Here is a 22103-nt window from a genome sequence, read left to right as displayed (position 1 = left end):
TAGACACTGCTCAGGCGCCGGTCAGGTCCACAGTTAATAACCCAGGAAGCCAGACGAGAGAGCGCCTCAGCGTGGGGGAAGCCATGTAGCCGCTTGCCAGCCCAAGAAAGAGCAGTATGGACCCTGCGATAACCATGTCATGCATCGCTGTCGAACCTTTGCGGGGCAATCTGCAAAGATACATGAAGTAGAGCAACGGCGCCAAGGCAGGACTCGCAATGCCGAAGGAGATGACAGCGCGAACCTCCCTCTCAGGACACCCTCCCTTGTCTGTCAGGCCAAGCCCATCTAAGCCCGGCGAGATCTTGGGCGTGCCTATGTTCAATCCCTCTCCCCTGCCGGAGGAAAGCAATCTCTCAGATGGTATCTTACTCGCGGTTCACACGAATGACTCGAAATGCAACGGTGTTCATGGGATCCGGGCACTGGAGTCTATCAACCCCGGTAATCCATCCTGAATCTGGTCGTTCGAAGGAGATGCTGGTAAGGTAGTTGCTCAAGGCCGCAACAGCGTAAACACACAGCGGCCCATTCGGCTCGATCAGGACCCCATCACGAAGCGTGAACCCGTCGCCGACCTTCAGGCCGGCCGAACAGTCCCCCTTGACCTCGACGACCTCAACTCTCACGTCGTTCACAATCCGACCCTCCCGCTTGGTAGACACGTGGTCACAGCCGTATCTTGACGCCATGAGTAAGAACCCAGGCGGAAAAACCTGCGGGATCTCCTTGCATGAGGTCTTCAGCCGGCAGCAGGTGAATGTCTACCTCATCCCCGGCCTCTTTCTGGACTCTCGCGGCGACACGAGCCCGATCGCAAAGATCGAGTGTGTCCAGGTTCTCTACGAATACAGCCAGATCGATATCGCTCCATGGATGGACAGTCCCGTCAACGTGCGAACCAAATAGATACGCGGCGGCGACCTTGGAACTGCGCGACAGGACCTCAATCGCACGACGAGCACGCGCCTCGGTCACAGCATCGACTCGAGCCATCGCCTTGTCTCCTCCGTCGTCGGCCTAACGAAGAATCAGACTATCCGTATCCCCGTGCGCATTGCTTCACGCGCCAACGGGTTCTCCTCTGTGAACTCGGATGTCAAGAACGGATGCGGTTTTATGCGCATATCCACCTCGCGACGCAGCTTCATAAGAGTGAAGGTGTCCTCGATGACGTCGCCGGTCAAGCCGTCAGCTACCACCGCAATGTCAATGTCACTATCATCGTCGTGTTCGCCAGTTACGTAAGAGCCACATACGTAGAGACGGGATAGCCGTATCTTACGTCGCAGCACCTCTGCGTATTTCCCGGCGATCTCACAGATCAGCTTTTGGGTTTGCTGAGCAGCCATGTCCTCAACTCCTCGATTTCCTTGAGGCGTTCGGCGGTGGAGATTCCAACCTGGGACCGGGCTGAACCCATTCCTGCATGGTAGTATTTGACTGACGACCGCTTTCCCCTGCCCGTTCCCCGGGACCGGCCCTAAGGCGGTCCGCCCCCGCCAACCAGTAGCCATCGTGGAACCGCTCATGCTAAGATGACACCGGCGGCATGGCAACGCATGGGTAGCTCTAGCCTCCGCCGGTCAGACTGAGCCTGCCAACCACGATGGACCGGGTGCAAACCCGACCCTCTAACTTCACTGAGTAATGTGGGGCAGCGTGGTCTCGGTGAGAAACCGATGAGGACACGCAGGGGAATCCGTAAAAGCGCCGATGATGCTGAAAAGCTCGGAGGACCCTGATCCGTCGCGGGTAAACGGATGCCAGCCGGCAGGACCGGCCCCCACTCAGCGGTAGTCAGTGTCGGTAGGTATGGCCTCCATGGCAATATATTTAACCGTGTTAACATCGGAGATCCCCTGTTCATGACGGGAGCTGTAGCCGTCGGGATGTTCAACGACATCTCCGTAGGGTTCATCATAGTGGCCGCGCACTACGTGTCAGTAATAATGGTCGGCCTGCTCCTCGGCATTTTCGGTCGGGGCCACGACGTCAGCCGGCCGCTGGAGTCGCCGTACAGGGGCAACATATTGCTGCGGGCGTTCCACGTGATGAGCGGCGCCAGGAAAAAGGACGGCAGGCCATTCGGGAAGATCATGGGCGACGCCATCAGGGACTCCATCAACTCGCTCCTGCTCATAGGCGGCTTCATAATACTCTTCTCCGTAATAATCCGCATCCTGAGCATAGTAGGCGCCGTGGACACCATCTCCGCCGCGCTCGCGTTAGCCCTCGCGCCGCTGAAATGGAACGCAGCCGTCGTTCCTTCGCTGGTCAAGGGGGTGTTCGAGATAACGATGGGGACGCAGGCGGCGAGCCAGGCGGCTGTCCCCATGGTCGACCGAGTGATGGCGGCAAGCGCGGTAATCGCCTGGAGCGGCCTATCAGTCCACGCGCAGGTGGCGGCGGTGACTCAGGGGACAGACATTCGAATGGGGACCTACGTGTTCGCGAGGTTCCTGCACGCCGTGCTGGCGGCCGCGTGCACGTTGCTGATCATGGGACCGGCGTGGCCCGCAATGGCCAGGCTGGCGCCGGTCTTCGCGCCCATCCCGCCGGCTGCAGCCCCTGCTGGTGCCCCGGCGCTGTACGCCTGGGCGGCCCGCCTGCAGCACTTCAGCGTAAGGTTCGGCCTGCTTTCGGTCATTCTGCTGCTCTGTGGCCTCATCCTGGCGCTCGCGCGGCCCCCGGTTCCACGGCTGGTGTACTTCGGTCACTCGAGGCCGCGGCGGTAGTCAAACGATCTGTCCTGGGCTCTTCTACTCCGGGAACACCTTCCCCGGGTTCAGGATACCGTTCGGGTCGAAGGCCGCCTTCAGCCGCCTCATGAGATCGAACTCGGCCGGCTTCTTCATCATCTTCTCGAACTCAAGCCGGACAAAACCAACGCCGTGCTCACCGCTGATGGCCCCGCCGTACTCCTTCGTGGACTCGTAGATCTCGGCCATGATCGCGCGGCGTTTCTCCTTCCACTGCTCGGGGCTGAGATGCTCCGGGCGGATAATCCCCAGGTGAAGGTTGCCGTCACCTATGTGGCCGTGAACGCCGCAGACTACCTTCTCCCTGGCGCATATCTTTCTAATATTCCCGCAGACCTGAGGGACGAATGACGTGGGCACGACGACCTCCTCGCTGTGGAGCGTCGGGTCTATCGCCCTGAGTCCCTCCAGCGCACTCTGCCTGAACTTCCACACGCGCTCGACCTTCGGCCGGTCGTCCATAATGAACACCTCGATGGCCTGCGCGTTGAACGCCGTCTCACCGGCGGTCTCGTACATACTCTCCATCTCGGCCTCCGTGGCGCCCTCGACCTGCACGAGGAGGTACGCCTCGGTCTCGTCCTGGGAGGGAAGCCTGTCGTTCAGGAACCTGGAGACCGCGTCGACGGTAGCCCTGTCCATGAACTCGATCGACACGGGCAGATTCCTGAGGGCCGTGATAATCTGGGACACCGAGGAGGCCGCATCGCCTACCGTGGAGAACGCGGCGAGCAGGCTCGCTCTCGGGCCCGGCGCTGGAAGCAGGTTGAGGATGACCCTCGTGATGACCGCCAGGGTGCCCTCGGAGCCCACGACAGTCTGAACGAGGTTGTAACCGTTGGCGTCCTTTCGTCGCTTGCCGCCGAGATCGAGCACCTCGCCCGATGGCAGCGCTATCTCCAGGCCGAGAACGTGGTGGCCGGTGTTCCCGTATTTGATCACGGTGCCGCCGCCGGCGTTGCACGCGACGTTGCCGCCGATGGTGGAGGTTTCGAGGCTCATCGGGTATCCGGCGTAGTACAGGTCCTTCTCCGTGACCATCTTGCACAGGTCGTTTGTGATTACCCCCGGCTCCACCACTGCGACCATGTTTGCGGAATCGATCTCAAGTACCCGCTGCATCCGCTCTGTGGAGAGCACGATCCCCCCGTAGAGCGGGATCGCTCCGCCGGCCAGCCCGCTGCCAGCGCCCCTGGGGGTTACCGGCACCAGCTCCTCGTTTGCCAGTCTCAGCACTGCGGCGACCTCCTGGGCATCCTGCGGCTTTACTACCACCTCCGGCATGGCGAAATACTCCTTGCCCGATTCGTCGCTGGCGTACGGAACGAGCCCCTGCTCGTCGCCGAATATGACGTTGCGGTCCCCGCAGATCCGCCTGAGTTCGGAAACCACTGTGCCGGTTACCTTTGCGTACCCTTTGGCCGACAAATCCCTACCCCCCGTAGCCCGGTCTAATGACTGTTGTCTGTCCAGAAACGTGGAGCACGCGGCCGGCGCGTGGCCGGCCGCTCAGATGGTTATCTCCCGTTCAACGCCCCTGCAGGCAAATCCTCCCGGAAGCGAAAACCGCCCCCGGGGATGTTCACGGGGGCGGTTAGCCTGGCGCCGGCCAGGCGGCCTGCGGGCCGGCCGGCCGTTTAGCCGGAAGCGCTCAACGCTCGACGCTGACCTGCCGGGAGATTACATCCTGCTCCGAGCCGTCTTTGGGGCTGTGCGTCAACGCTTCGACTGTCAAGGTGCCGGACGCCCCGGATGGGATGTTGAGGATGGCCGCGTACGCACCCCACCCGGGCGCACCCTCTGTGGCAGTCGTGAAGACCTGTCTAACTACCCTGTCGCCGTCCTTCAGACGCACCTCCATAGCCGCCTCGAAGACGCGCGCCACACCGAAGACCAACACCCTGTCCTTGACGCGCGAGCCGCCAGCGGGAGCCAACAAGAATACGTTTGGCCCGCCAAGCCCCATGAATCTGCTTATGACGGCGGCCGCCTCGGCGCGGGTCAGGTGTCCATAAGGCCTGAACGTGCCACCGGGATACCCTTTGATCAGGCCCTGTTCCAGGGCCACGGCGAGGTACCCCTTGGCCCAGTCCGGCTGCGATGTGGTATCCGCGAACGGCAGGGAAGCGCCGCGCCGGTCCGCAGCCTGCTGCTCGAGCTCTCTGGCGCGTACCAGCATTATCGCTACCTCACGCCTGGTGATCGGCGTGTCGGCCCCGAAAACCCCGCCGTAGTCGCCGGGAACCACTATCCCGTGGCCCACGGACGCCTCGAGGTACGACCAGTACCACGCGCCGGCGGGCACATCCGTGAATCCCACCATCACGCCTGAGGCGCCCCCCGGCGCGGCCCCGCCCCGCGGTTCCTCGATCCCCGCCGCCTTCACTGCCATCTTCACGAACTGCGCCCTCGTCACCGTGTCCTCGGGACGGAACCCGCCCCCGGGGAAACCCGCCAGGATCCCCGCGGCGTACAAAGCGGTGATCTCACCCTCGGCCCAGTGACCTGCGGCGTCGGCGAACCCCATGAACCTGGACCTCTGATATGCGTTTTCCGTGGAAATGGGGCCGGTGATCTCGATGTGGCCGCCGATTGACCCCGGCTGCTTGCCCTCGACGAGGATCTGCACGCGCTTCACACCAGGGAACTCTGCGAGCGTGAGCACGATAGAGTCGATCAGCAGCGCCTCGCCGGAGGAGCCCACGTTCGCCTCCATTATCTCGCGGCTGAAGTCGACATAGGCCGTGCCGTTTTCGAGCCTGTAGCCCAGGAGGCGTGTGTTCTTCGGCAGGAGTCCGTACAGCGGACCGCCGGCGGGTGGCCCTGAGATCAGCAGTTCGAGCGCTTTCTCGGCCCGACGGGCCGTCTGCGGCACGGAAAGCTCGACCGGGACCAGGTAGAACTGGTCTTCAGTGCTCAGCGTGAAATACGTGGTGAGGCGCACCTCCGGTTCCGCGGCCGCGGGGCCCGCCATCACCGTGCAAATTAAGAATGCGATCAGGACGACCGGTGCCAGTCTCCTCTTCAGGAACCTCATAGGGAACCCCCCTCTGATATACGCCGGATACCCATCCGGTCCAGGCGCATACCGCCGACTACCTCATATTGCGGCGGCACGCGGTTCATTCTTTTCAATGGACGCAGTGTCGACATAATGTGTTCCACGCGCGAGCTGTCCGGGGGTGTCGACAAAACCAACCGCCCGGCAACGTGCTTGCCGGGCGGTCTTTCGCGGTCTTCCACTGCGAGGAGCACTTCTTTACTTGTCGTCCACTGCGGAGTGCGGTGCCGCAGTTTCCCCTGACAACATCGCCCTGCTGGCGCGGACCGTGTCCACAGTGCGCGCCAGGTGCGACTCGAGTTTTTCAAGGACGGTGGCGGCGTACTCGTTCGCGCCCTGGCGGATCTCTTGCGCCAGTCTCCGCGCGTGGGCGACCACCTCGTCGGCCTGGGTCTTCGCCTGGGCCGTTATCGAAGATTCGTCGATCATCTGCGCGACCTGTGACTGGGCATCCCTGACGATCCCCTCGGCGTCCTTCCTTGCCTCTTCAAGCAGGCGATCCCTCTCCTTGACAACCCACTTGGCCTGCTTGACCTCTTCGGGAATGGTGGCCCTCAGATCGTCGATCAGCGCGTAGACGTCGTCTTCATTGATGATAACCTTGTTGGTGAGGGGTACCCTGGCGGATTCTGAGATCAGTGCTTCAAGCCTGTCCAGAAGGGCCAGTGCATCCAAACGAATCGCCTCCCGAACCGCGGGACCCGTCATAATCCACGGTAAACTTATCCCTCACCCGCTTTTCGACGCCTGGCGGAACTAATCCTTTCAGTGTGCCGCCGAACTGTCCAAGTTCGCGCACTATGCTGGAGCTGAGATATGAGTACTTCGCCGACGTCATCACAAACACAGTCTCGATCTCGGGGGATATGTACTTGTTGACCATCGCCATCTGGAATTCGAACAGGAAATCCGAGACCGCGCGCAGCCCCTTGACGATGCAGCACGCGCCCCTGCGCCGGGCATATTCGGTGAGTAGCCCGTCCGACGAATCTACTTCGACATTCGGGAGGCCCTCGACGGCCTCCCTTATCATCTCCACCCGTTCCTCGACCGTGAACAGCGGCTTCTTCACGGGGTTCACGAAAACCGTCACGATGAGACGGTCGAAGAGCGGGGCACTCCGTGCGATGACGTCGAGATGCCCGCACGTAATCGGGTCGAAACTGCCGGGGCAAACCGCTATCCTCACCCTTGATCCCCCTAGCTGCCGGGATTTCAATTTGATCCAGCGATTTCTCCAAAACGTGCATATTATCCTACACTGTCGAAAACAATAGTCACCGCGAGAGTCTTGGATGCACCAGTGAACGACGCACTATCCGATGTCGAAAACCCTCCCCCATAGGCTCTTCCTCCGGTTTCTCCTCTCCCATGGCGTTGCGCCTCACTAGCGCAACGCACTTTTTTCTACTTCTGTGGGTGGGAGTCCCGAGAAGCGCCGTGGGGAAGCGAAACCGACCCATGATTCGACGATACTGCACGGCTCTCCTCCATTAATGTGACAAGGTGGGATCGACTAATGCCCCCAGCTGACGGACAGAGCACCGGCGGTCGTTCCGCCGGAAACGAGTCTACCTGCAACCCTCTCGAGATTGAAGGCCATTTGCTGACCGACCTCGCCATCGAGGCCACACAGCGGCTGAGGGGCCAGACGGGCGGCGACGTGCCGGGTGTCACCGTTGACGAGGCCTCTCTGGAAGGCATTTCGATCACGAGGGTCCACGTTACCGACATGGGTTCGCAGAACATCGGAAAGGCCCCGGGGAATTACATCACAATCGAGGCCCCCCACCTCAAGCACCGCAACCCCGCCTACAGCCAGCAAGTGAGTCAGGTAATAGCGCAGGAGCTGCAGAGGATCCTGCCCCTGCCGGGACCCGCCCACGTATTCGTGGTCGGCCTCGGAAACTGGAGGGCCATAGCGGACTCGCTCGGCCCGAGGGTCGCATCGAAGGTGCTGGTCACGAGACACCTTGGCGAATTCCTGCCTCCCGACCTCGTACAGGGCCTTCGCCCGGTATCCGCCCTGTCGCCGGGCGTGCTCGGGATCACAGGGATAGAGACGACCGAGATAATCCACGGCATCATCCAGAACCTCAAACCCGACGCGATAATCGCAATAGACGCGCTCGCGGCGATGGACGTCGAGCGAATCATGACTACCATACAGATAGCTGATACGGGAATCCGGCCCGGGTCCGGGCTCGGGACGAAGCGTCCGGGGCTCAACCGCGAGACCATAGGCATCCCCGTCATCGCGGTCGGCGTGCCAACGGTGGTCCACGCGGTTACGATTGCCGCGAACACGATCGACCTCCTGACGCGCACGATGGCCCAGCAGGTACAGTACATGAGGTTCATGCAGCCCTTCGCGGCCATCAATAAGAGGGATCTCATACAGGAAGTGCTGAGCGGGGTCGTCGGCAACCTCGTGGTCACACCCAAGGAGATCGACATGTACATCGAAGAGGTGGCAAAGGTGATCGGGGGAGGGCTGAACGGCGCGCTTCACCCCGGCATCGAGGAGAGCGAGGTAATGGACTACCTGCGGTAGAGCGGTGCTGCGCGACAGCGCCGGGCGGTCGCCGGCCGCCACACCCAGGGGTCTAGCCGACTTTGAACAGCCCGAGGTCGGAAAACCTCCTGGCGACCTCCATCCTGATCGCGGCATATGGGGCTTCCTCGAGCGGCGGGTCCCCTTCCACGATGCGGAATGCCTCGCCGCGCGCCTCCTCCAGCACCGGGAGGTCGCGGACGGGGTTGGCGAGTCTGAAGTCCGGAAGGCCGTGCTGCCTGACGCCGAAGAACTCGCCGGGGCCCCTCATCTCGAGGTCGGCCTCGGCGATCTTGAAGCCGTCGGTGGTGGAGGCCATCACGTCCATGCGGCGCTCGGCCTCGGGGGTTGACGCATTGCACAGCAGCACGCAGTAAGACTGCTCGCCCCCCCTACCCACGCGGCCGCGGAGCTGGTGGAGCTGGGCGAGGCCGAAGCGTTCTGCCCCCTCGACGATCATGATGGTGGCCGACGGGACGTCCACACCCACTTCGATCACGGTGGTCGCCACCAGCACGCGCGTTCGGCCGGACTTGAATGAATCCATTGCGGATCGTTTGTCGTCTCCCTTCATGCGGCCGTGTAGCAGCCCGACTTCGATGCCGGCCAGCGCCCCGCGCGCGAGTTCTCCCCTGAGTTCTGTCGCCGCCTGGGCCGACACCGCCTCGGAGTTGTCGATCAGCGGGCATACAACGTAGGCCTGCTTCCCCCTGTCAACCTGTCCACGGAGCCAGCCGTAGACCTTCTCCCTGTTATCGGTTTTTCTCCACATCGTTTTGATGGGCTTGCGGCCCGGCGGCAACTCGTCGATGACGGAGACGTCGAGGTCGCCGAACACGGTGAGCGCGAGAGTACGAGGTATGGGCGTGGCGGTCATGACGAGGACGTCCGGCATGATGCCCTTAGCCCGCAACGCCGCCCGCTGCCTGACGCCGAATCTGTGCTGTTCGTCGGTGACGACCAGGCTCAACGCCTTGAAATCCACGCCCTCCTGGATCAGCGCATGGGTGCCCACCGCGACGTGAGCGTCTCCCACCGACAACGCGCGGATGGCGGCCTCCCTCTCGGAGGGTGCCTGGCCGCCCGACAGCAGCACTACACGAATTCCGGCGGGCCCCAGCAGCCGCTCGAGGTTGGCGTAGTGCTGCTCGGCAAGGATCTCGGTAGGCGCCATGAGAGCACCCTGGTACCCGCTCTCCACAGCCCTTGCGAGGGCGAGCGCAGCCACCACCGTCTTGCCGGACCCAACGTCGCCCATCAGCAGCCTGTTCATCGGCACCGGGCTTTCCAGGTCGGCGCCGATTTCGGCGAGCACCTTGAGTTGCGCCCGTGTAAGTTTGAAGGGCAAGCCACGCAGCACTGAGCGGACCAGGCTCCCCGGAGGGGCGTGGGCTACTCCCCTCCGGCTGGACGAGTTTCGCTTCCGGATCCACGCGAGCGCTACCTGCAGGTAGAAGAACTCGTCGAACACCAGCCGGCGCCTGGCCGAAACCAGCGCCTCCTGGGTACCGGGGAAGTGGATCCCCTCGTAGGCCTGCCGCAGTTCCACGAGGCCCCTCGACGCCCTTATGGCCGCGGGCAGGGTGTCACCGATCTGCTGACTGAACTGGTCGAGAGCCGCCCTCACCACCGCCCGCACGGTCCGCTGGCTGAGCCCCCCGGTCAAGCCATATATCGGGGCCAGGCAGCCAGTGTTCGTCTGGTCGTCGCGGCCGAGCTCCTCGTACTCCACGCCCGTGACCTGGATGCGGCCGTACTTGCGCTCCACCTTGCCCGTAAATATGAACCACGTCCCAGGTCTGAACCGCTTGCCCATGTATGGCTGGTTGAACCACATGAGGTGGGCGACGGCGCTACCGTCGCTCACGGCCACTCTCGTGACGACGAGCCCGCGGCGGGGGCGCGAGTCCGACGAGCCCCTGACCAGCCCTTTAAAGGTCTGGATAGCGCCGTCCTCCAGGTGGGCGATGAGTGCGATGTGGGTCCTGTCGTCGTGGCGGACGGGAAAATAATTGAGGATGTCGCGGACCGAGGAGATGCCGAGCCTGCCGAAAAGTGCGGCCCTGCCGGGGCCGACTCCGCGGACGTACTGTATGCTGGTGTCCAGACCTCGCTCGGGCACGCGCGTCGCTCCTTGTGGCTCTTCGAGCTCCGCCTACCGGGGGTATTGCTGGCCTTACCGGCTTTACTCGATGGACATTTGCTCGATGTGTATCTACTCGATCGACATGATGTAGTAGTAAAGAGGCTGACCGCCGAATTGGAACTCGACTTCCAGCGCGGGGAATCGCTCGCGGAGGGTACCTGCCAGTTTCTCGGCCTGACTCTGCTCGACGAGGTCCCCGTAGAACACGGTCAGGATCTCGTCATCGGGAGAGACCATCCGCTCGGCGAGTTCGACGAGCACCTCATCAGGCGAGCTCCCCGTCACGGCGATGTTTTCGTCCCAAATCCCGAGTACGTCGCCGGAGTTTATCTCGACGCCGCCGACTTTGCTGTTCCTGACGGCGTAAGTGACCTCGCCCGTCTTCACCTGCCGGACGGCCTTGGCCATCCTGCGCAGGTTCGCTTCCATCGTGGCGTCCTCCTGGAACGCGAGGAGCGCGGCTATCCCCTGCGGTATGGTCTTCGTAGGCACGACGTACACCTTGGTCCCGGACAGCTTTTTCGCCTGCTTGGCGCTGAGAATGATGTTTTCGTTGTTGGGCAACATGATGACCTTTTCGGCAGGCACCCTTCGAATCGCGTTGAGTACGTCCTCGGTGCTCGGGTTCATCGTCTGCCCGCCGTTGATGACCTCGTGCGCGCCGAGACTCTTGAATATTTCCGTAAGCCCCTTGCCGAACGACACGGCGACGACACCCGCCGCGGCGCGGCCCGCTGCCGGACCCACCGGACCGTGTCCGTCCCCGCCCGCCTCCGCGGTAGGCCCCTGGCCGCTCACGAATGCCTCGTGCTGTTCGCGCATGTTGTCTATGGTCACGCCGCTCAGTGCGCCGTAGTCGAGGCATGCCTCCAGCACTCGCCCCGGGTTCGCCGTGTGGATGTGCACCCTGACGACGCCCCCGCCCCCTACCACGAGCAGCGAGTCGCCGAGCGGGTCCAGGCGTTTGTGGATATCGTCCGTGTTCAAGTCGCTGCCCTTCACCAGGAACTGCGTGTCGTAGGGAAACCTGATGTCCCCCATCTTCCCGGTGATATGGGCCTCAGTGGCGCGCAGCCTGACCGCCGGTTGCGGCCCCGCCTCCACCCCGACTCTCCCGGCGGCGCGGTCCACCCTGGTCCCACGCAACGCCTCAACGACGCCCGTGAAGATGTACACCAGCCCCTTGCCCCCGGCGTCCACCACGCCCGCCTGCTTCAGTACGAGCAACATGTCCGGCGTGCGTTCGAGGATCCACTCAGCGCGCTTCAGGGCGGCTTCCCACACCGCCGTAACGCCGCCCCCCTGCTTGCTGGCTGTCAACGCCGCCACGGCGGCCTCGCGCGCGACCGTGAGGATCGTTCCCTCAACCGGCCTCATGACGGCCTTATATGCGGTCGCCACGCCCTCCTGGAGGGCCCGGGCGATGTCCGGTGCCGAGGCGGTATGCTTGCCGCTGAGGCTCTTCGCTATCCCGCGGAATATCTGCGACAAGATGACCCCGGAGTTCCCCCGCGCCCCCATGAGCGACCCCATCGCGGCCGCGTCGGCAAGGTCGCCGACGCCGGTCGAGGCGCTTTTCTGCATTTCGGCGACAGCGGCCCTCATCGTAAGGCACATGTTCGTGCCCGTGTCACCGTCGGGCACTGGAAACACATTCAAGGCATCGACCGCCGCCTTGTTCTCCTCGAGAACTGCCGACGCGCGGCTCATCAGGTTCTTGAAATCCGATCCTTCTATAACCGCGGAATCCAACTAAACGGCGGCCTCCTCACTTGCGGTTAACTTTCACACCCTGCACGTTGATGTTGACCCTGGTCACCGCGAGGCCGGTAGCGCCCTCAACCGTGTACTTCACCTTGTCGATGACGTTGCGGGCAACCTCGGAAATCCTCACGCCGTAACCGACGATGACGTTCAGGGTGATGTTTACCTTGTTACCGTCGAGCGTGACCTCGACGCCCTTGGCGAGGTTCTCGCGTCCGAGGAGCTCCGCGATCCCGTCGGCAACCCTGCGGGAGGCCATGCCGACGATGCCGTAACACTCGGTCGCCGCCACGCCCGCGATCGTCGCTATGACCTCCTCGGACAGTACGAGCCTTCCGAACTGGTTGGAGGTTTCCCTGTCCATGTCCCAAAGCCTCCCAGAGCCGAGACCCCTTAAACGCTGGAAAGATTCTTTCCTTCCCGTAGTTTTCCTCCCAGCCCCGCGCGTCAGCACTGGAGAAGGGCGGGCGTCGTGACGGCGGAGCACCCACGCGCGGTGCGTCACCGATCCCGGAGCGCGAATATAATACAACGCCGCGCGCTGGCGGCGCGGTGATCATTGGCGCGAGGTGTGGACACGATGCGCCTGAAGCGCAGGCTGGTCCCGAGGCTCCGCGGGGATAAGACCCAGCGCAAGACGATGGGGGCTTTCCTCGTGCTCATAGGCGCCATCGTGCTCCTGAAAAACGTCCCGTTCTGGGTGTGGCTATCCGTGGCCGGCGCGGGACTGGCCTGGCTGGGAGCGGTGATGTACTCCAAACCATGAATGCTGAAAGGGGGTCCCGAGAGTTGAAGGTTTACGTTTTCCGGTTACCCAGGCCCCTGGGGGTGGTCGTGCAGTCGATGTCGGTGATGTTTGCGCGAAAGCGGCCAAAATAGCCTGCGCCCGGCGCCAGGAAACGTCGAGAGGCCGGGATTTGAGTCCCGGCCTCGCTGTCATTCAGACTGGTCGTTCGAACTTCGCCGGCCGGCACGCTGGTGCAAGCCCTACGTCAAACGGCGCGGGTGACTTTCCCGGCCCTGAGGCACTTCGTGCACACATACAGCCTCCGCGGGACTCCATTTACGAGCGCCCTCACCCGCTGGATGTTCGGAGACCACGTACGCTTGGTCTTTATGTTCGAATGACTCACACTGTGTCCCACACTAACGGTCTTGCCGCACAGCTCGCACTTCCGGCCCACCAGAGGCACCTCCACTAGATCGCGGCCGTCTAAACCGGCCCCTCAAGGTCAACAGGATGATATTATCACGTCCGGCGCCGGCCTTCAAGCGCAAGCTGCACAAGCCTGCACAAGCCCCGTAGCCGCGGCGATGCCGCGCCCGCACCGCCGTCCGCGCGGGGCAAGGCACGCGAGATCACGCGACCTGACACAACCTCACACGAGATACGATCTGACCTTCTTGTACATGACGAACGTTATCACCGACGTAAGCAGTCCTTTTAACAGGTTGAACGGGATCGAGGCCGTGACCAGCATCTTGCCGACCGCGTCGCCCTTGATCCCCCATAGCGGGAAGAACACGAGCGCATTCGCCGCCGTCATCACCGCGGTCATCACCAGCGCCCCCACCACCATAGCCGCGAGTGCCCCCGCCTTCGTTCGCCAGGAGCGGTACACGATGCCCGCCGAGAGGCAGAGCGACGCTCCGGCAAGGAAGTTGGCCGTCCACCCGACGATGCCGGTGGCGTTCTTGCCGGTCAGCTGCCACACCGTGTTCTTCACCAGCTCGATGACCACCCCCACGACCGGTCCCATCGCGAACGCGCCGAGCAATGCCGGCACATCGCCCGCATCCCACTTCAGATAGGGCGCCGAGGGCAGGATCGGGAATTCGGCCAGCATGAGCAGCGCTCCCGCCGCGCCCAGGAATCCCACTCGCACGATCCTCTTGACGGTAACGTCTCCACGCATTTCCACGCGCCTCCCCTTCATCCCCGGGGCACGCGCAAGGCCCCGGAATAGTCTCCGGGGCCGAAACGACAAACACCATACCATCCTTCTTCCATCCAGACTGTACTGTCGGCCACGGCTTCTCACCGTTGTCTGCCGCTACACACGGCTCGCGGCGCTAGTCCCACCAGGGGCATCACCGCCGGTCGGGAATTAAGGCTCTCGCCTCTCACCCGGCCCCGAAGGAGTATTCACTTTTCAAGCGAGAGTATACACCGCTGTTCCACGCAGGTCAACCATGACTTAACGGGCGGCCGCCTGCCGCTCGGACCTGCTCACGGCGGCCCAGACCGCGACGAGTGCAAGGCCCGCAACCGCAGCCACGGTCCCCGTCAGGAACAGCGCCCTCGAGAAACCGGCGACGGCGTTCTCAGCAAGGGCGCCCGTGATCGTGGGGTCGAGGCTGGGGCCGATCGTGGGGACCCGCTTGACGGCTGTTGCCACGACCGCGGACACCTGCGCGCTGATCAGCGCGCGCCCGAGCGAGGCCATGCCCGCAACCGAAACGCCGCTCAGAAGCACCGGCGCTCCCAGCCACGGCCCCCAACCGCGGCGGCCAGCCAACAACACGCAAGTGATGACGGCCAGTCCCAGGAACATGATCGATCTTGAGACGTCCTGCCGGAAATCCTGATACCGCCCTAGTATTGCCGATACCTCGGCCGGGTTCAACATGAGCTGTTTGACCAGGTCGATCCCGTCGGGTAGGGCCTGGGTCGCCCTGGACACCTGCGCAGCCACGATCGCCGGCTGTCTCGCGGCGACCCGGGTGATGGCAGTCTTGAATGGAGTCACGTCAACGTTGAGCTCAGGTTTCGCCGCGGGGTCCTTTAGCAGCTTCAGGGCCACGGGCACGAGCACGGCGGCCTGCTCGCGGACTAGTTCCGGTGTGATCGCTTCGGACATCGCGGACTGAAGTATGCGGCGAGCCTCAGCGGGTATCGCGCCGAACGACTGCAGGAGTTCCGTGACAACCACGTCGCGCGCCTTCTGGTAGAACGCGGGGTGGTCCAGCACTCCGAGGATGAAGGCGGGCTTCAGGGTGGTCCCCTCCACGCACTGGGCCACCTCCAGAAACAACAAGTTCGCGAATATGATCACGGCGACGACCACGAGCAGTAAGGACCTCATCGTCCTGTTCGACCCCGGCATACACTGCACCCCCTGCTACAGGCCGGCGATCGCGGCGCGCCGCAAGTCTTCGATGGCGGCCTTCCTGTCGGGCCGGCGGAAAACGGCAGACCCCGCCACCAGCACCGTTGCCCCCGCATCCCACACCCGCTTCGCCGTCTCGACGCTCACGCCGCCGTCCACCTCGATCTCGACGGGCATTCCCGCCACCATCTTCGCCACGCGCCTGGTCTTGTCGACCGCGCCCTCGATGAATTTCTGCCCCCCGAACCCGGGGTTGACGCTCATGACTACCACAGCGTCGATCAGCGGCAGGACCTCCTCTATCGCGCAAACCGGCGTCGCGGGGCTTATCGCCACGCCCGCCTTCGCCCCGCACTCCCTGATGTCCCTGAGAGTTTTGTCGAGGTGGAGGCAGGCCTCCACGTGTACCGTGATTATGTCGGAGCCCAGGTCCGCGAATTCCCTTACGAACCGCCCGGGATCGACTATCATGAGGTGTGTGTTGAGCGGCAAACGCGTGGACTTCCTTATCGCCTCGACTATGGGCATGCCGTACGTGATGTTCGGGACGAACCTGCCATCCATCACGTCGAGGTGCAGGAGGTCCGCTCCGGCCGCCTCCACGCTCGCTATCTCGTCCGCGAGGCGCCCGTAGTCACAGAGGAGCACCGACGGCGCCACCTTAACCGGCCTTGCACTGGCTTCCGACATCAACGATACCTCCGGTCTTCCTTCATCTCCGCCTCGTCCAGCATGAGTACGTAGTTGCCGTATCGCGAGGCACTTATCCGGCCGGCCACGACGGCCTCCTTGACGGCGCACCCGGGTTCCTGACGGTGCACGCAGTTGGAGAACCTGCACATGCCCTGGAACGCCTCGAATTCCGGGAACCTCCCCACCAGGGCGGATTTGTCCACAGCCTCGAGTTCGAGTCTTGCGAAACCCGGCGTGTCCGCCACGAACCCGCCGGCTGGAAGCACCAGCAGCTCGACTCCCTTTGTGGTATGGCGGCCCCGGCCGGTTTTCCTGCTAACCTCCCCGGTCTCACGCCCCATCCCCGGTATCAGGGCGTTCAGGATGCTCGATTTCCCCACGCCGGATTGCCCCGCCAGCACCGAGACCTTGTCCTTCAGAGCGTCTCGCACCTCGGCGACACCCTGCCCCGTGCGCGCGCTGGCGACGATCAGCCTGTACGGTGTCGCAGCGTAAGAGTTCAGCACGGGACTGACCTCGTCAGGGCTGTATATGTCGGCCTTGTTCATGCACAACGCCGCCTCGAGCCCGCATTCCTCCGCGAGGACGAGGAGCCTGTCCACGATGGCGAGGTTCAAAGGGGGTTGTCTCAGGGTAAACACCACGAGGAGCATGTCCACGTTCGCGACGGGCGGGCGCGCGAGCTCGTTCTTTCGTTCCAGCACTCGCTGGATTACGTGGGACCCGTCCCGGGCCCCCACGGTCTCGACCCAGTCACCGGCGAGTACCTCGCTGCGCTCCAGCCTGAGCCGCCCACGGAGTACGCAGCGCACTACCTCTCCGTCGAGCAGGACGTCGAAGAAGTTGGAGTGACACCTTATCACCCTGCCGGTGTTCGCCGACCCCACCCTCCTACTTGAGCACCAGGTCCCTCGAGAGGATATCGTCGAAGAATATCCTGACCTTCGCCTCGGGACCCTGCCAATAGACTTCGACCTGCACCTTGGACTTCGGTTCGTGTTTGGCCCTGTAAACAAGCCTTACTCCGGACTGGTCCTCCACGGTGACCTTCACGTCGACAGGCACCGGCCGGTCCGGCACCTCGATCTCGATGGTGTTCTTTCTCACCTGGGTCGATCCCGGCCCCCGGCTCACAACCAGATTCACCGCCGTGCCCTGCCTTACCTCGGAGCCCTTCGGCGGGTCCTGTGAGATGACGAGGCCCGCGGGGTCGGGCGAGTCTTTCTCGGTGATCGTGCCTTGCGCCAGGTTGAGTGAGGCTATCCTCTGGACGGCCGATTGCACGGACTCGCCCACGAAATCCGGGACCGCTACCGCGGCGGGCTCGGGGCCCTTGCTGATATCGACATCCACCAGCGTACCTTTGGTAACTCGCGTGTCCTTCCGCGGATTCTGAGAGATTATCGTGTCCTCGGGAAGGGTCGCGTGGTAGATCATTCTGACCGCCCCGACGTCCAGACCTGCCGTCGCCAGCAGCACTTCAGCGTCGCGTAGCGGTTTGTTTGTTATATCGGGCACCAGCGTGAACTCCTGACCCTTGGACACCACGAGGCTGATGGTCCTCCCGGCCTTCACGCTCTCCCCCGCCTCGGGCATCTGGGATATTATGTGGCTGACCGGCGTCTTGTCATCGTATTTTTCCGCCACCACCGATGGAACCAGCCCGCGGTCGAGGATTATCCTTTCCGCCTCGCTCAGGGTCTTACCGACGACCGGCGGGACCTCGACCGGCGGGACGTTCATCCAGTTCATGATCGTCCACGCGCCGTATCCCCCAATGCCGGCGAGCATGACGAGCGGGATGAGCCACTTGAGCCAGCCGAAGTTCCGCCTCCGCCTGATCTTGACCCGCGTGGCCTGGCGGTCCTCCTCGGGTTCCGGCTCTTCCGGATCCGTCAGTCCGGTGTCCGCCGTGACAGCGATGGCCGACTCGCCCATCGAGGCCATCGCCTCCCGGATGTCCCTGAGCATGTCGGAGGCCGTCTGGTACCTGTCGGACTGGCTCTTACGCAGCGCCCTCGATATGATCAGCGCGACCTTGTCCGGCACGTCCGGTGTAACCTTCTTCACCGGTTCGATTTCCTCGTGCATGTGCTTCAGGGCGATGCTGATCGGGCTGTCCCCCTGGAACGGGACCTTGCCCGTGACCATCTCGTACATGACGACGCCGAGGGAGTAGACGTCCGAGCGCTCGCCGGTGAACCCGCCCCTCGCCTGCTCGGGCGAGAAGTAATGCACCGAGCCGATGACCGTGCCCGTGTGAGTTACGGTAGAGGCCGTGGCTGCGCGCGCTATGCCGAAATCCGTGACTTTGGCCCGGCCGTCCCGGGCAATCAGGATGTTCTGCGGCTTGATGTCGCGGTGGATGACGTGCCGCCGGTGCGCGTGCTCCAGGCCCTCGCATATCTGGTGGGCGATCCTCAGCGCCTGCACCGGGGCCAGCCGGCCCTTTGAGTTGATCACCTGCTTGAGGGTGCTGCCCTCGACGTACTCCATGACGATGTAGTAGGTGTCGTCTATCTCCCCAACGTCGAAGATGTTGACGATGTTGGGGTGTGACAGGCTGGCCGCGGCCTGCGCTTCCCTCTTGAAGCGCCTTACGAAGTCCTCATCGCTCGCGTACTGCGAGCGCAGGACCTTGACCGCAACGCTCCTGTTCAGGTACTTGTCGTAGGCCTTGTACACGACGGCCATCCCGCCGCCGCCCACCTTCTCGAGGATCTCGTACCGCCCCCCGAGTACCCTGCCTATCATCGTCACGCCGAGAGCTCACCCCCTTGCGTGCTCCGGATGGCCACAACGGTCGTATTATCGTATCCCCCGCGGGAGTTCGCAAGCTCAACTAGCGCCCTCACCAGGTCGTCAAGCGACGCGGTCGTGTTGACGGCGCGCTGGATTTCCTCTTTGGAGACCAGATTCGTCAGCCCGTCTGTACATAGGATTACCGTATCCCCGGTGGACAGTTTCGCCTTGTACAGGTCGACCCTTGGTTCTTCGCTGGTGCCCAGGGCATTGGTGAGTATGTTCCTGCTCGGATGTATCATTGCCTCACGCTCGGTCAGGTCCCCGCCACGGACCATCTCGCCCACTAGCGAGTGATCGTCCGTGATCTGGCGGATCTCGGTGCCGTTGGCCACGTAGGCGCGGCTGTCCCCCGCGTGAGCGACGTACAGCATGTCTCCCTTGACGATGGCGACGGTAAGGGTTGTCCCCATGCAGGCCCTGCCGAATCGCTTGAGGGACTCCTCGTGAACACGCCTGTTCGCCGCCACGGCGCCTGAGAACACGAGCGCAAGGTAGTATTCGTCTTTTGATGGGTGGGGGTTTATGGAGTTCCAGGATGACGAGACCACTGACTCGGTGACGCTGACGGCAATGCTCGACGCGACCTCGCCGCCCTCGTGGCCACCCATACCATCGGCCACCGCCGCCAGTACGGCCCCGGGCGTCCCGTCCAGCCGCGCCATACAGTAGGAATCCTCGTTGCCGGGCCTGACGAGACCCTGGTGAGTGAAAGCGCTATACTCCACCGGCGCTCCCCCTCCTCCGCCTGAGCTGCCCGCATGCGGCGTCCAGATCAGTGCCGAAGCCGCGGCGGACCGTTACGGCGATCCCCATATTCTCTAGCAGCGAAATGAACTCCTTCACTTTAGCAGGGGGGCTCGTCCTGAAAGGCCTGCCCTCGACCGGATTATAGGGGATCAGGTTAACGTGGAACAACCCGCCCTTGAGGAGCCGCGCGAGTTCGCGTACGTGCTCGTGGCCATCGTTGACCCCGTCAATGAGCGCGTATTCGAAGCTCACCCGGCGGCCCGTCGCATTGGCGTAGTCGCGGCAAGTGGCCACGAGCTCGCCGAGCGGGTATTGCCCGGCCACGGGCATGAGCCGCGACCTGAGCTCGTCGTTGGGGGCATGCAGAGACACGCCAAGAGTAATGGGCAGGCCCTCGCCTTGCAGGCGTTTGATGCCGGGCACGATCCCGCATGTCGACAGCGTGATGTGGCGCATGCCTATGTTCAAGCCGGCCGGTTCGTTGATGATCCTTATGAACCTCAGGCAATTCGCATAGTTGTCGAGCGGCTCGCCCGACCCCATAAGCGCGACACGCGCCACCCTTCGATCGGGCGGGAGCGCGCGGTTGATTGACGTAACCTGCCCGACCATCTCGGCCGCGCCAAGGTTGCGCACGAATCCGCCGGCGGCCGACGCGCAGAATCCGCAGGCCATCTTGCACCCCACCTGCGACGACACACACGCGGTCAGCCCGTAGTCGTGCCGCATCAGCACGCCCTCGACCGCGTTGCCGTCGGCCAACCCGAACAGGTACTTCGTGGCCCCTCCATCGCGGGAACGGGTTGACGTGACGACCCCGGGCAGGCCGATAACGATCGCGCCGGCGAGCCATTCCCTCAGAGCCAGCGGCAGGTTCGTCATCTCACGCGGGTCCTCGCGCCGCTTGGAGTAAACCCAGTCGAACACCTGATCGGCCCTGTACGGCGGATGGCCCGACCGCTCGAAGAATTCCCGCGCTTCGGCCAGCGTGAGGCCGAGCAACTCCGTTCGTCGCTCTTTGCCGCCTGACTCAGCCACCTGCCGACACCTTCCTCAGCCTGCAAATGAAGAACCCGTCCGTACCGTGCCTGTGCGGCAGTAGCTGTAACCAGCCCCGCGGCGAAACGTCGCCGCGCAGCGCAGCCGGCAACGCAGGCCTCACGTCGTCAACCACAAATTGCGGTTCCCGCTTCAGGAACTCCTCGATCACGTCCTGGTTCTCGGTCCTCCCGATGGTGCACGTACTGTATACGAGGACGCCACTCCGCCGGAGACATCTGGCGGCCGACAGTAGAATCCCGAGCTGCAGTTCCGCCATACGCGTTGCGTCCCGCGCTTCCTTCCTCCACCTGGCGTCCGGCCTGCGTCTGAGTGTGCCGAGGCCCGTGCACGGCGCGTCGACCAGCACCCTGTCGACCTCGGTGCCCCCGCCCAGGCACGATCCAAGGTCGCGGCTGTCGCAGGCGAGTTCCTCGACTATCGTGACCCCCAGCCTGTCACAGAGCTCCCGGACGAGTCCCAGGCGCTGCAGGTGTATGTCACAGGCGACGATACGCCCGCGGTTCCGCATGAGCTGCGCAACGTGAGTCGTCTTGCCCCCGGGCGCCGCGCACGCGTCCACCACGAACTCGCCGGGCCTCGGCTCCAGTGCGTACGCGACGAGCATCGACCCCTCGTCCTGCGCCTGCATCAGGCCATCTCGGTGCGCCGAAAGCACCGCATAGGGCGCGCCGGGCGCTATCACCAGCCCGTCGGGCGCGTACCTGCACGGCTCCGCATCGATTCCCTCGGTCGCGAGCCTGGCCCTGAGCCCGTCCACCGTAATCCTGAGCGTGTTCGCCCTCACGGCAAGCGGAGGGACCGAGTTGTCGGACTCCATGAACGCCATCGCCCCGGCCATACCGAGCTCCTCAATGAAGTGCTGCACCAGCCACTCGGGGTGAGAGTAAACGAGCGAAAGCCGCCTGACGTCCGGGGTGATGGGCGCGCCGGCCACGCCGGTGGCGACCGTGGCGTCTTCCGCGACCGTAGCCGGGGTCAACTCCGCCCTCAGCTGCCGGACCCTCGATGCCAGGGCCCTCATGACCGCGTTGGCGAATTTCACGGTCCCCGCGTGTCCGTATTTCTTCACGAGATCGACGGTCTCGCTGGTGGCCACGGCGGCGGGTATGCGGTCGAGGTACAGTAGCTGGTACGCCCCCATACGCAGCGCGTTCCTCACCCACGGCGTCATCTTCGAAACAGGCCTCGAACTCACCGACTCGACCGCCCAGTCGAGGCTATTCCTCCGCCTGCAGACGCCGTAGACCAGCTCCGTCGCCAGCGCCCTGTCGGGCGGGCTCGGGGAGAACCTGGTTAGAAAAGAATCGAGGGATATGTCCGCGTACGCTCCGTGCACGTCAACCCTCTGGAGCACGTTCAGGGCCACATCCCTCGCCGAAGACAAGCCCAAAGCCAATCC

The 22103-nt window shown here is 63.5% G+C and carries 23 protein-coding genes and 1 riboswitch; of the genes, 3 read left to right on the top strand and 20 right to left on the bottom strand.

Translation table 11 applies throughout. From position 1 onward, the window contains the following. Nucleotides 1-10 precede the first annotated feature (10 nt). From HPY55_13845 to HPY55_13830, 4 genes are read right to left on the bottom strand one after another with little or no spacing between them, the layout of a single operon-like run. Nucleotides 11-325 (bottom strand): hypothetical protein, encoded by a 315-nt coding sequence (locus HPY55_13845; protein NPV71703.1) that lies wholly within the window; start codon nt 323-325, stop codon nt 11-13. A 43-nt stretch (nt 326-368) separates the two neighbouring features. Then, nucleotides 369-638 carry a TIGR04076 family protein gene (locus tag HPY55_13840; GenBank protein ID NPV71702.1) on the bottom strand — a complete coding sequence of 90 codons (270 nt, stop codon included), beginning with the start codon at nt 636-638 and terminating at the stop codon, nt 369-371. 31 nt (nt 639-669) lie between these two features. After that, nucleotides 670-996, bottom strand: a complete 327-nt coding sequence (locus tag HPY55_13835) for a nucleotidyltransferase domain-containing protein (protein ID NPV71701.1) — start codon at nt 994-996, stop codon at nt 670-672. A 35-nt stretch (nt 997-1031) separates the two neighbouring features. Continuing rightward, nucleotides 1032-1352 carry a nucleotidyltransferase domain-containing protein gene (locus HPY55_13830; protein ID NPV71700.1) on the bottom strand — a complete coding sequence of 107 codons (321 nt, stop codon included), beginning with the start codon at nt 1350-1352 and terminating at the stop codon, nt 1032-1034. Between the two features lie 516 nt (nt 1353-1868). On the opposite strand from HPY55_13830, the gene HPY55_13825 reads away from it, so the two are divergent. After that, entirely contained in the window at nt 1869-2738 is an 870-nt protein-coding gene (locus tag HPY55_13825; GenBank protein ID NPV71699.1) for a hypothetical protein, read from the top strand. A gap of 24 nt (nt 2739-2762) precedes the next feature. Here the strand turns inward: HPY55_13825 and HPY55_13820 are convergent, their stop codons facing one another. The 4 genes from HPY55_13820 to coaD form a co-directional block, all read right to left on the bottom strand. Next, nucleotides 2763-4190 carry an FAD-binding protein gene (locus HPY55_13820; protein NPV71698.1) on the bottom strand — a complete coding sequence of 476 codons (1428 nt, stop codon included), beginning with the start codon at nt 4188-4190 and terminating at the stop codon, nt 2763-2765. Between the two features lie 223 nt (nt 4191-4413). Further along, complete coding sequence (locus tag HPY55_13815) at nt 4414-5799, bottom strand: hypothetical protein (GenBank protein ID NPV71697.1); 1386 nt, start codon at nt 5797-5799, stop codon at nt 4414-4416. 222 nt (nt 5800-6021) lie between these two features. Further along, nucleotides 6022-6498: an ATPase gene (locus HPY55_13810; GenBank protein ID NPV71696.1), complete on the bottom strand. Its 477-nt coding sequence runs from the start codon at nt 6496-6498 to the stop codon at nt 6022-6024. Further along, nucleotides 6467-7012 (bottom strand): pantetheine-phosphate adenylyltransferase, encoded by a 546-nt coding sequence (gene coaD, locus HPY55_13805; protein NPV71695.1) that lies wholly within the window; start codon nt 7010-7012, stop codon nt 6467-6469. Before coaD ends, HPY55_13810 begins: the two co-directional genes overlap by 32 nt. Nucleotides 7013-7414: 402 nt before the next feature. Between coaD and HPY55_13800 the strand changes: the two genes are divergently transcribed. Continuing rightward, nucleotides 7415-8377: a GPR endopeptidase gene (locus HPY55_13800; protein NPV71694.1), complete on the top strand. Its 963-nt coding sequence runs from the start codon at nt 7415-7417 to the stop codon at nt 8375-8377. A 52-nt stretch (nt 8378-8429) separates the two neighbouring features. Here the strand turns inward: HPY55_13800 and recG are convergent, their stop codons facing one another. From recG to HPY55_13785, 3 genes are all read right to left on the bottom strand, one after another. Further along, the gene (gene recG, locus HPY55_13795; GenBank protein ID NPV71693.1) at nt 8430-10499 is read right to left on the bottom strand and encodes an ATP-dependent DNA helicase RecG; all 2070 of its coding nucleotides are present in this window, start codon (nt 10497-10499) and stop codon (nt 8430-8432) included. A 93-nt stretch (nt 10500-10592) separates the two neighbouring features. Then, on the bottom strand, nt 10593-12275 hold the full coding sequence (locus HPY55_13790; GenBank protein ID NPV71692.1) for a DAK2 domain-containing protein: 1683 nt from the start codon (nt 12273-12275) through the stop codon (nt 10593-10595). Between the two features lie 16 nt (nt 12276-12291). Next, nucleotides 12292-12651, bottom strand: a complete 360-nt coding sequence (locus HPY55_13785) for an Asp23/Gls24 family envelope stress response protein (GenBank protein ID NPV71691.1) — start codon at nt 12649-12651, stop codon at nt 12292-12294. A 216-nt stretch (nt 12652-12867) separates the two neighbouring features. Here HPY55_13785 and HPY55_13780 point away from each other — a divergent pair, with 216 nt between their 5' ends. Further along, a complete protein-coding gene (locus HPY55_13780; protein ID NPV71690.1) occupies nt 12868-13053 on the top strand; it encodes a hypothetical protein in 186 nt (61 codons plus the stop codon). 226 nt (nt 13054-13279) lie between these two features. Here the strand turns inward: HPY55_13780 and HPY55_13775 are convergent, their stop codons facing one another. The 9 genes from HPY55_13775 to rsmB form a co-directional block, all read right to left on the bottom strand. Beyond that, nucleotides 13280-13471 (bottom strand): 50S ribosomal protein L28, encoded by a 192-nt coding sequence (locus tag HPY55_13775; protein NPV71689.1) that lies wholly within the window; start codon nt 13469-13471, stop codon nt 13280-13282. Nucleotides 13472-13666: 195 nt separating this feature from the next. Next, entirely contained in the window at nt 13667-14203 is a 537-nt protein-coding gene (locus HPY55_13770; GenBank protein NPV71688.1) for an ECF transporter S component, read from the bottom strand. A gap of 79 nt (nt 14204-14282) precedes the next feature. After that, nucleotides 14283-14433: riboswitch (FMN riboswitch) on the bottom strand. Between the two features lie 52 nt (nt 14434-14485). Next, nucleotides 14486-15394: a hypothetical protein gene (locus HPY55_13765; GenBank protein ID NPV71687.1), complete on the bottom strand. Its 909-nt coding sequence runs from the start codon at nt 15392-15394 to the stop codon at nt 14486-14488. Nucleotides 15395-15409: 15 nt separating this feature from the next. Beyond that, entirely contained in the window at nt 15410-16087 is a 678-nt protein-coding gene (locus HPY55_13760; protein ID NPV71686.1) for a ribulose-phosphate 3-epimerase, read from the bottom strand. Beyond that, nucleotides 16087-16977 (bottom strand): ribosome small subunit-dependent GTPase A, encoded by an 891-nt coding sequence (gene rsgA, locus HPY55_13755; GenBank protein NPV71685.1) that lies wholly within the window; start codon nt 16975-16977, stop codon nt 16087-16089. Before rsgA ends, HPY55_13760 begins: the two co-directional genes overlap by 1 nt. A gap of 4 nt (nt 16978-16981) precedes the next feature. Next, nucleotides 16982-18850 carry a Stk1 family PASTA domain-containing Ser/Thr kinase gene (gene pknB / locus HPY55_13750; GenBank protein NPV71684.1) on the bottom strand — a complete coding sequence of 623 codons (1869 nt, stop codon included), beginning with the start codon at nt 18848-18850 and terminating at the stop codon, nt 16982-16984. Next, on the bottom strand, nt 18847-19620 hold the full coding sequence (locus tag HPY55_13745) for a Stp1/IreP family PP2C-type Ser/Thr phosphatase (protein NPV71683.1): 774 nt from the start codon (nt 19618-19620) through the stop codon (nt 18847-18849). The genes pknB and HPY55_13745 overlap by 4 nt, the downstream gene beginning before the upstream one ends. After that, nucleotides 19610-20680: a 23S rRNA (adenine(2503)-C(2))-methyltransferase RlmN gene (gene rlmN, locus HPY55_13740; protein ID NPV71682.1), complete on the bottom strand. Its 1071-nt coding sequence runs from the start codon at nt 20678-20680 to the stop codon at nt 19610-19612. Before rlmN ends, HPY55_13745 begins: the two co-directional genes overlap by 11 nt. After that, on the bottom strand, nt 20673-22100 hold the full coding sequence (gene rsmB / locus HPY55_13735) for a 16S rRNA (cytosine(967)-C(5))-methyltransferase RsmB (GenBank protein ID NPV71681.1): 1428 nt from the start codon (nt 22098-22100) through the stop codon (nt 20673-20675). The genes rlmN and rsmB overlap by 8 nt, the downstream gene beginning before the upstream one ends. Between the last annotated feature and the right edge of the window lie 3 nt (nt 22101-22103).

It is taken from the genome of Bacillota bacterium, from assembly GCA_013178305.1.
Lineage (GTDB): Bacteria > Bacillota > Sulfobacillia > JABLXB01 > JABLXB01 > JABLXB01.
This window is presented reverse-complemented; position numbering and strand designations above follow the sequence as displayed.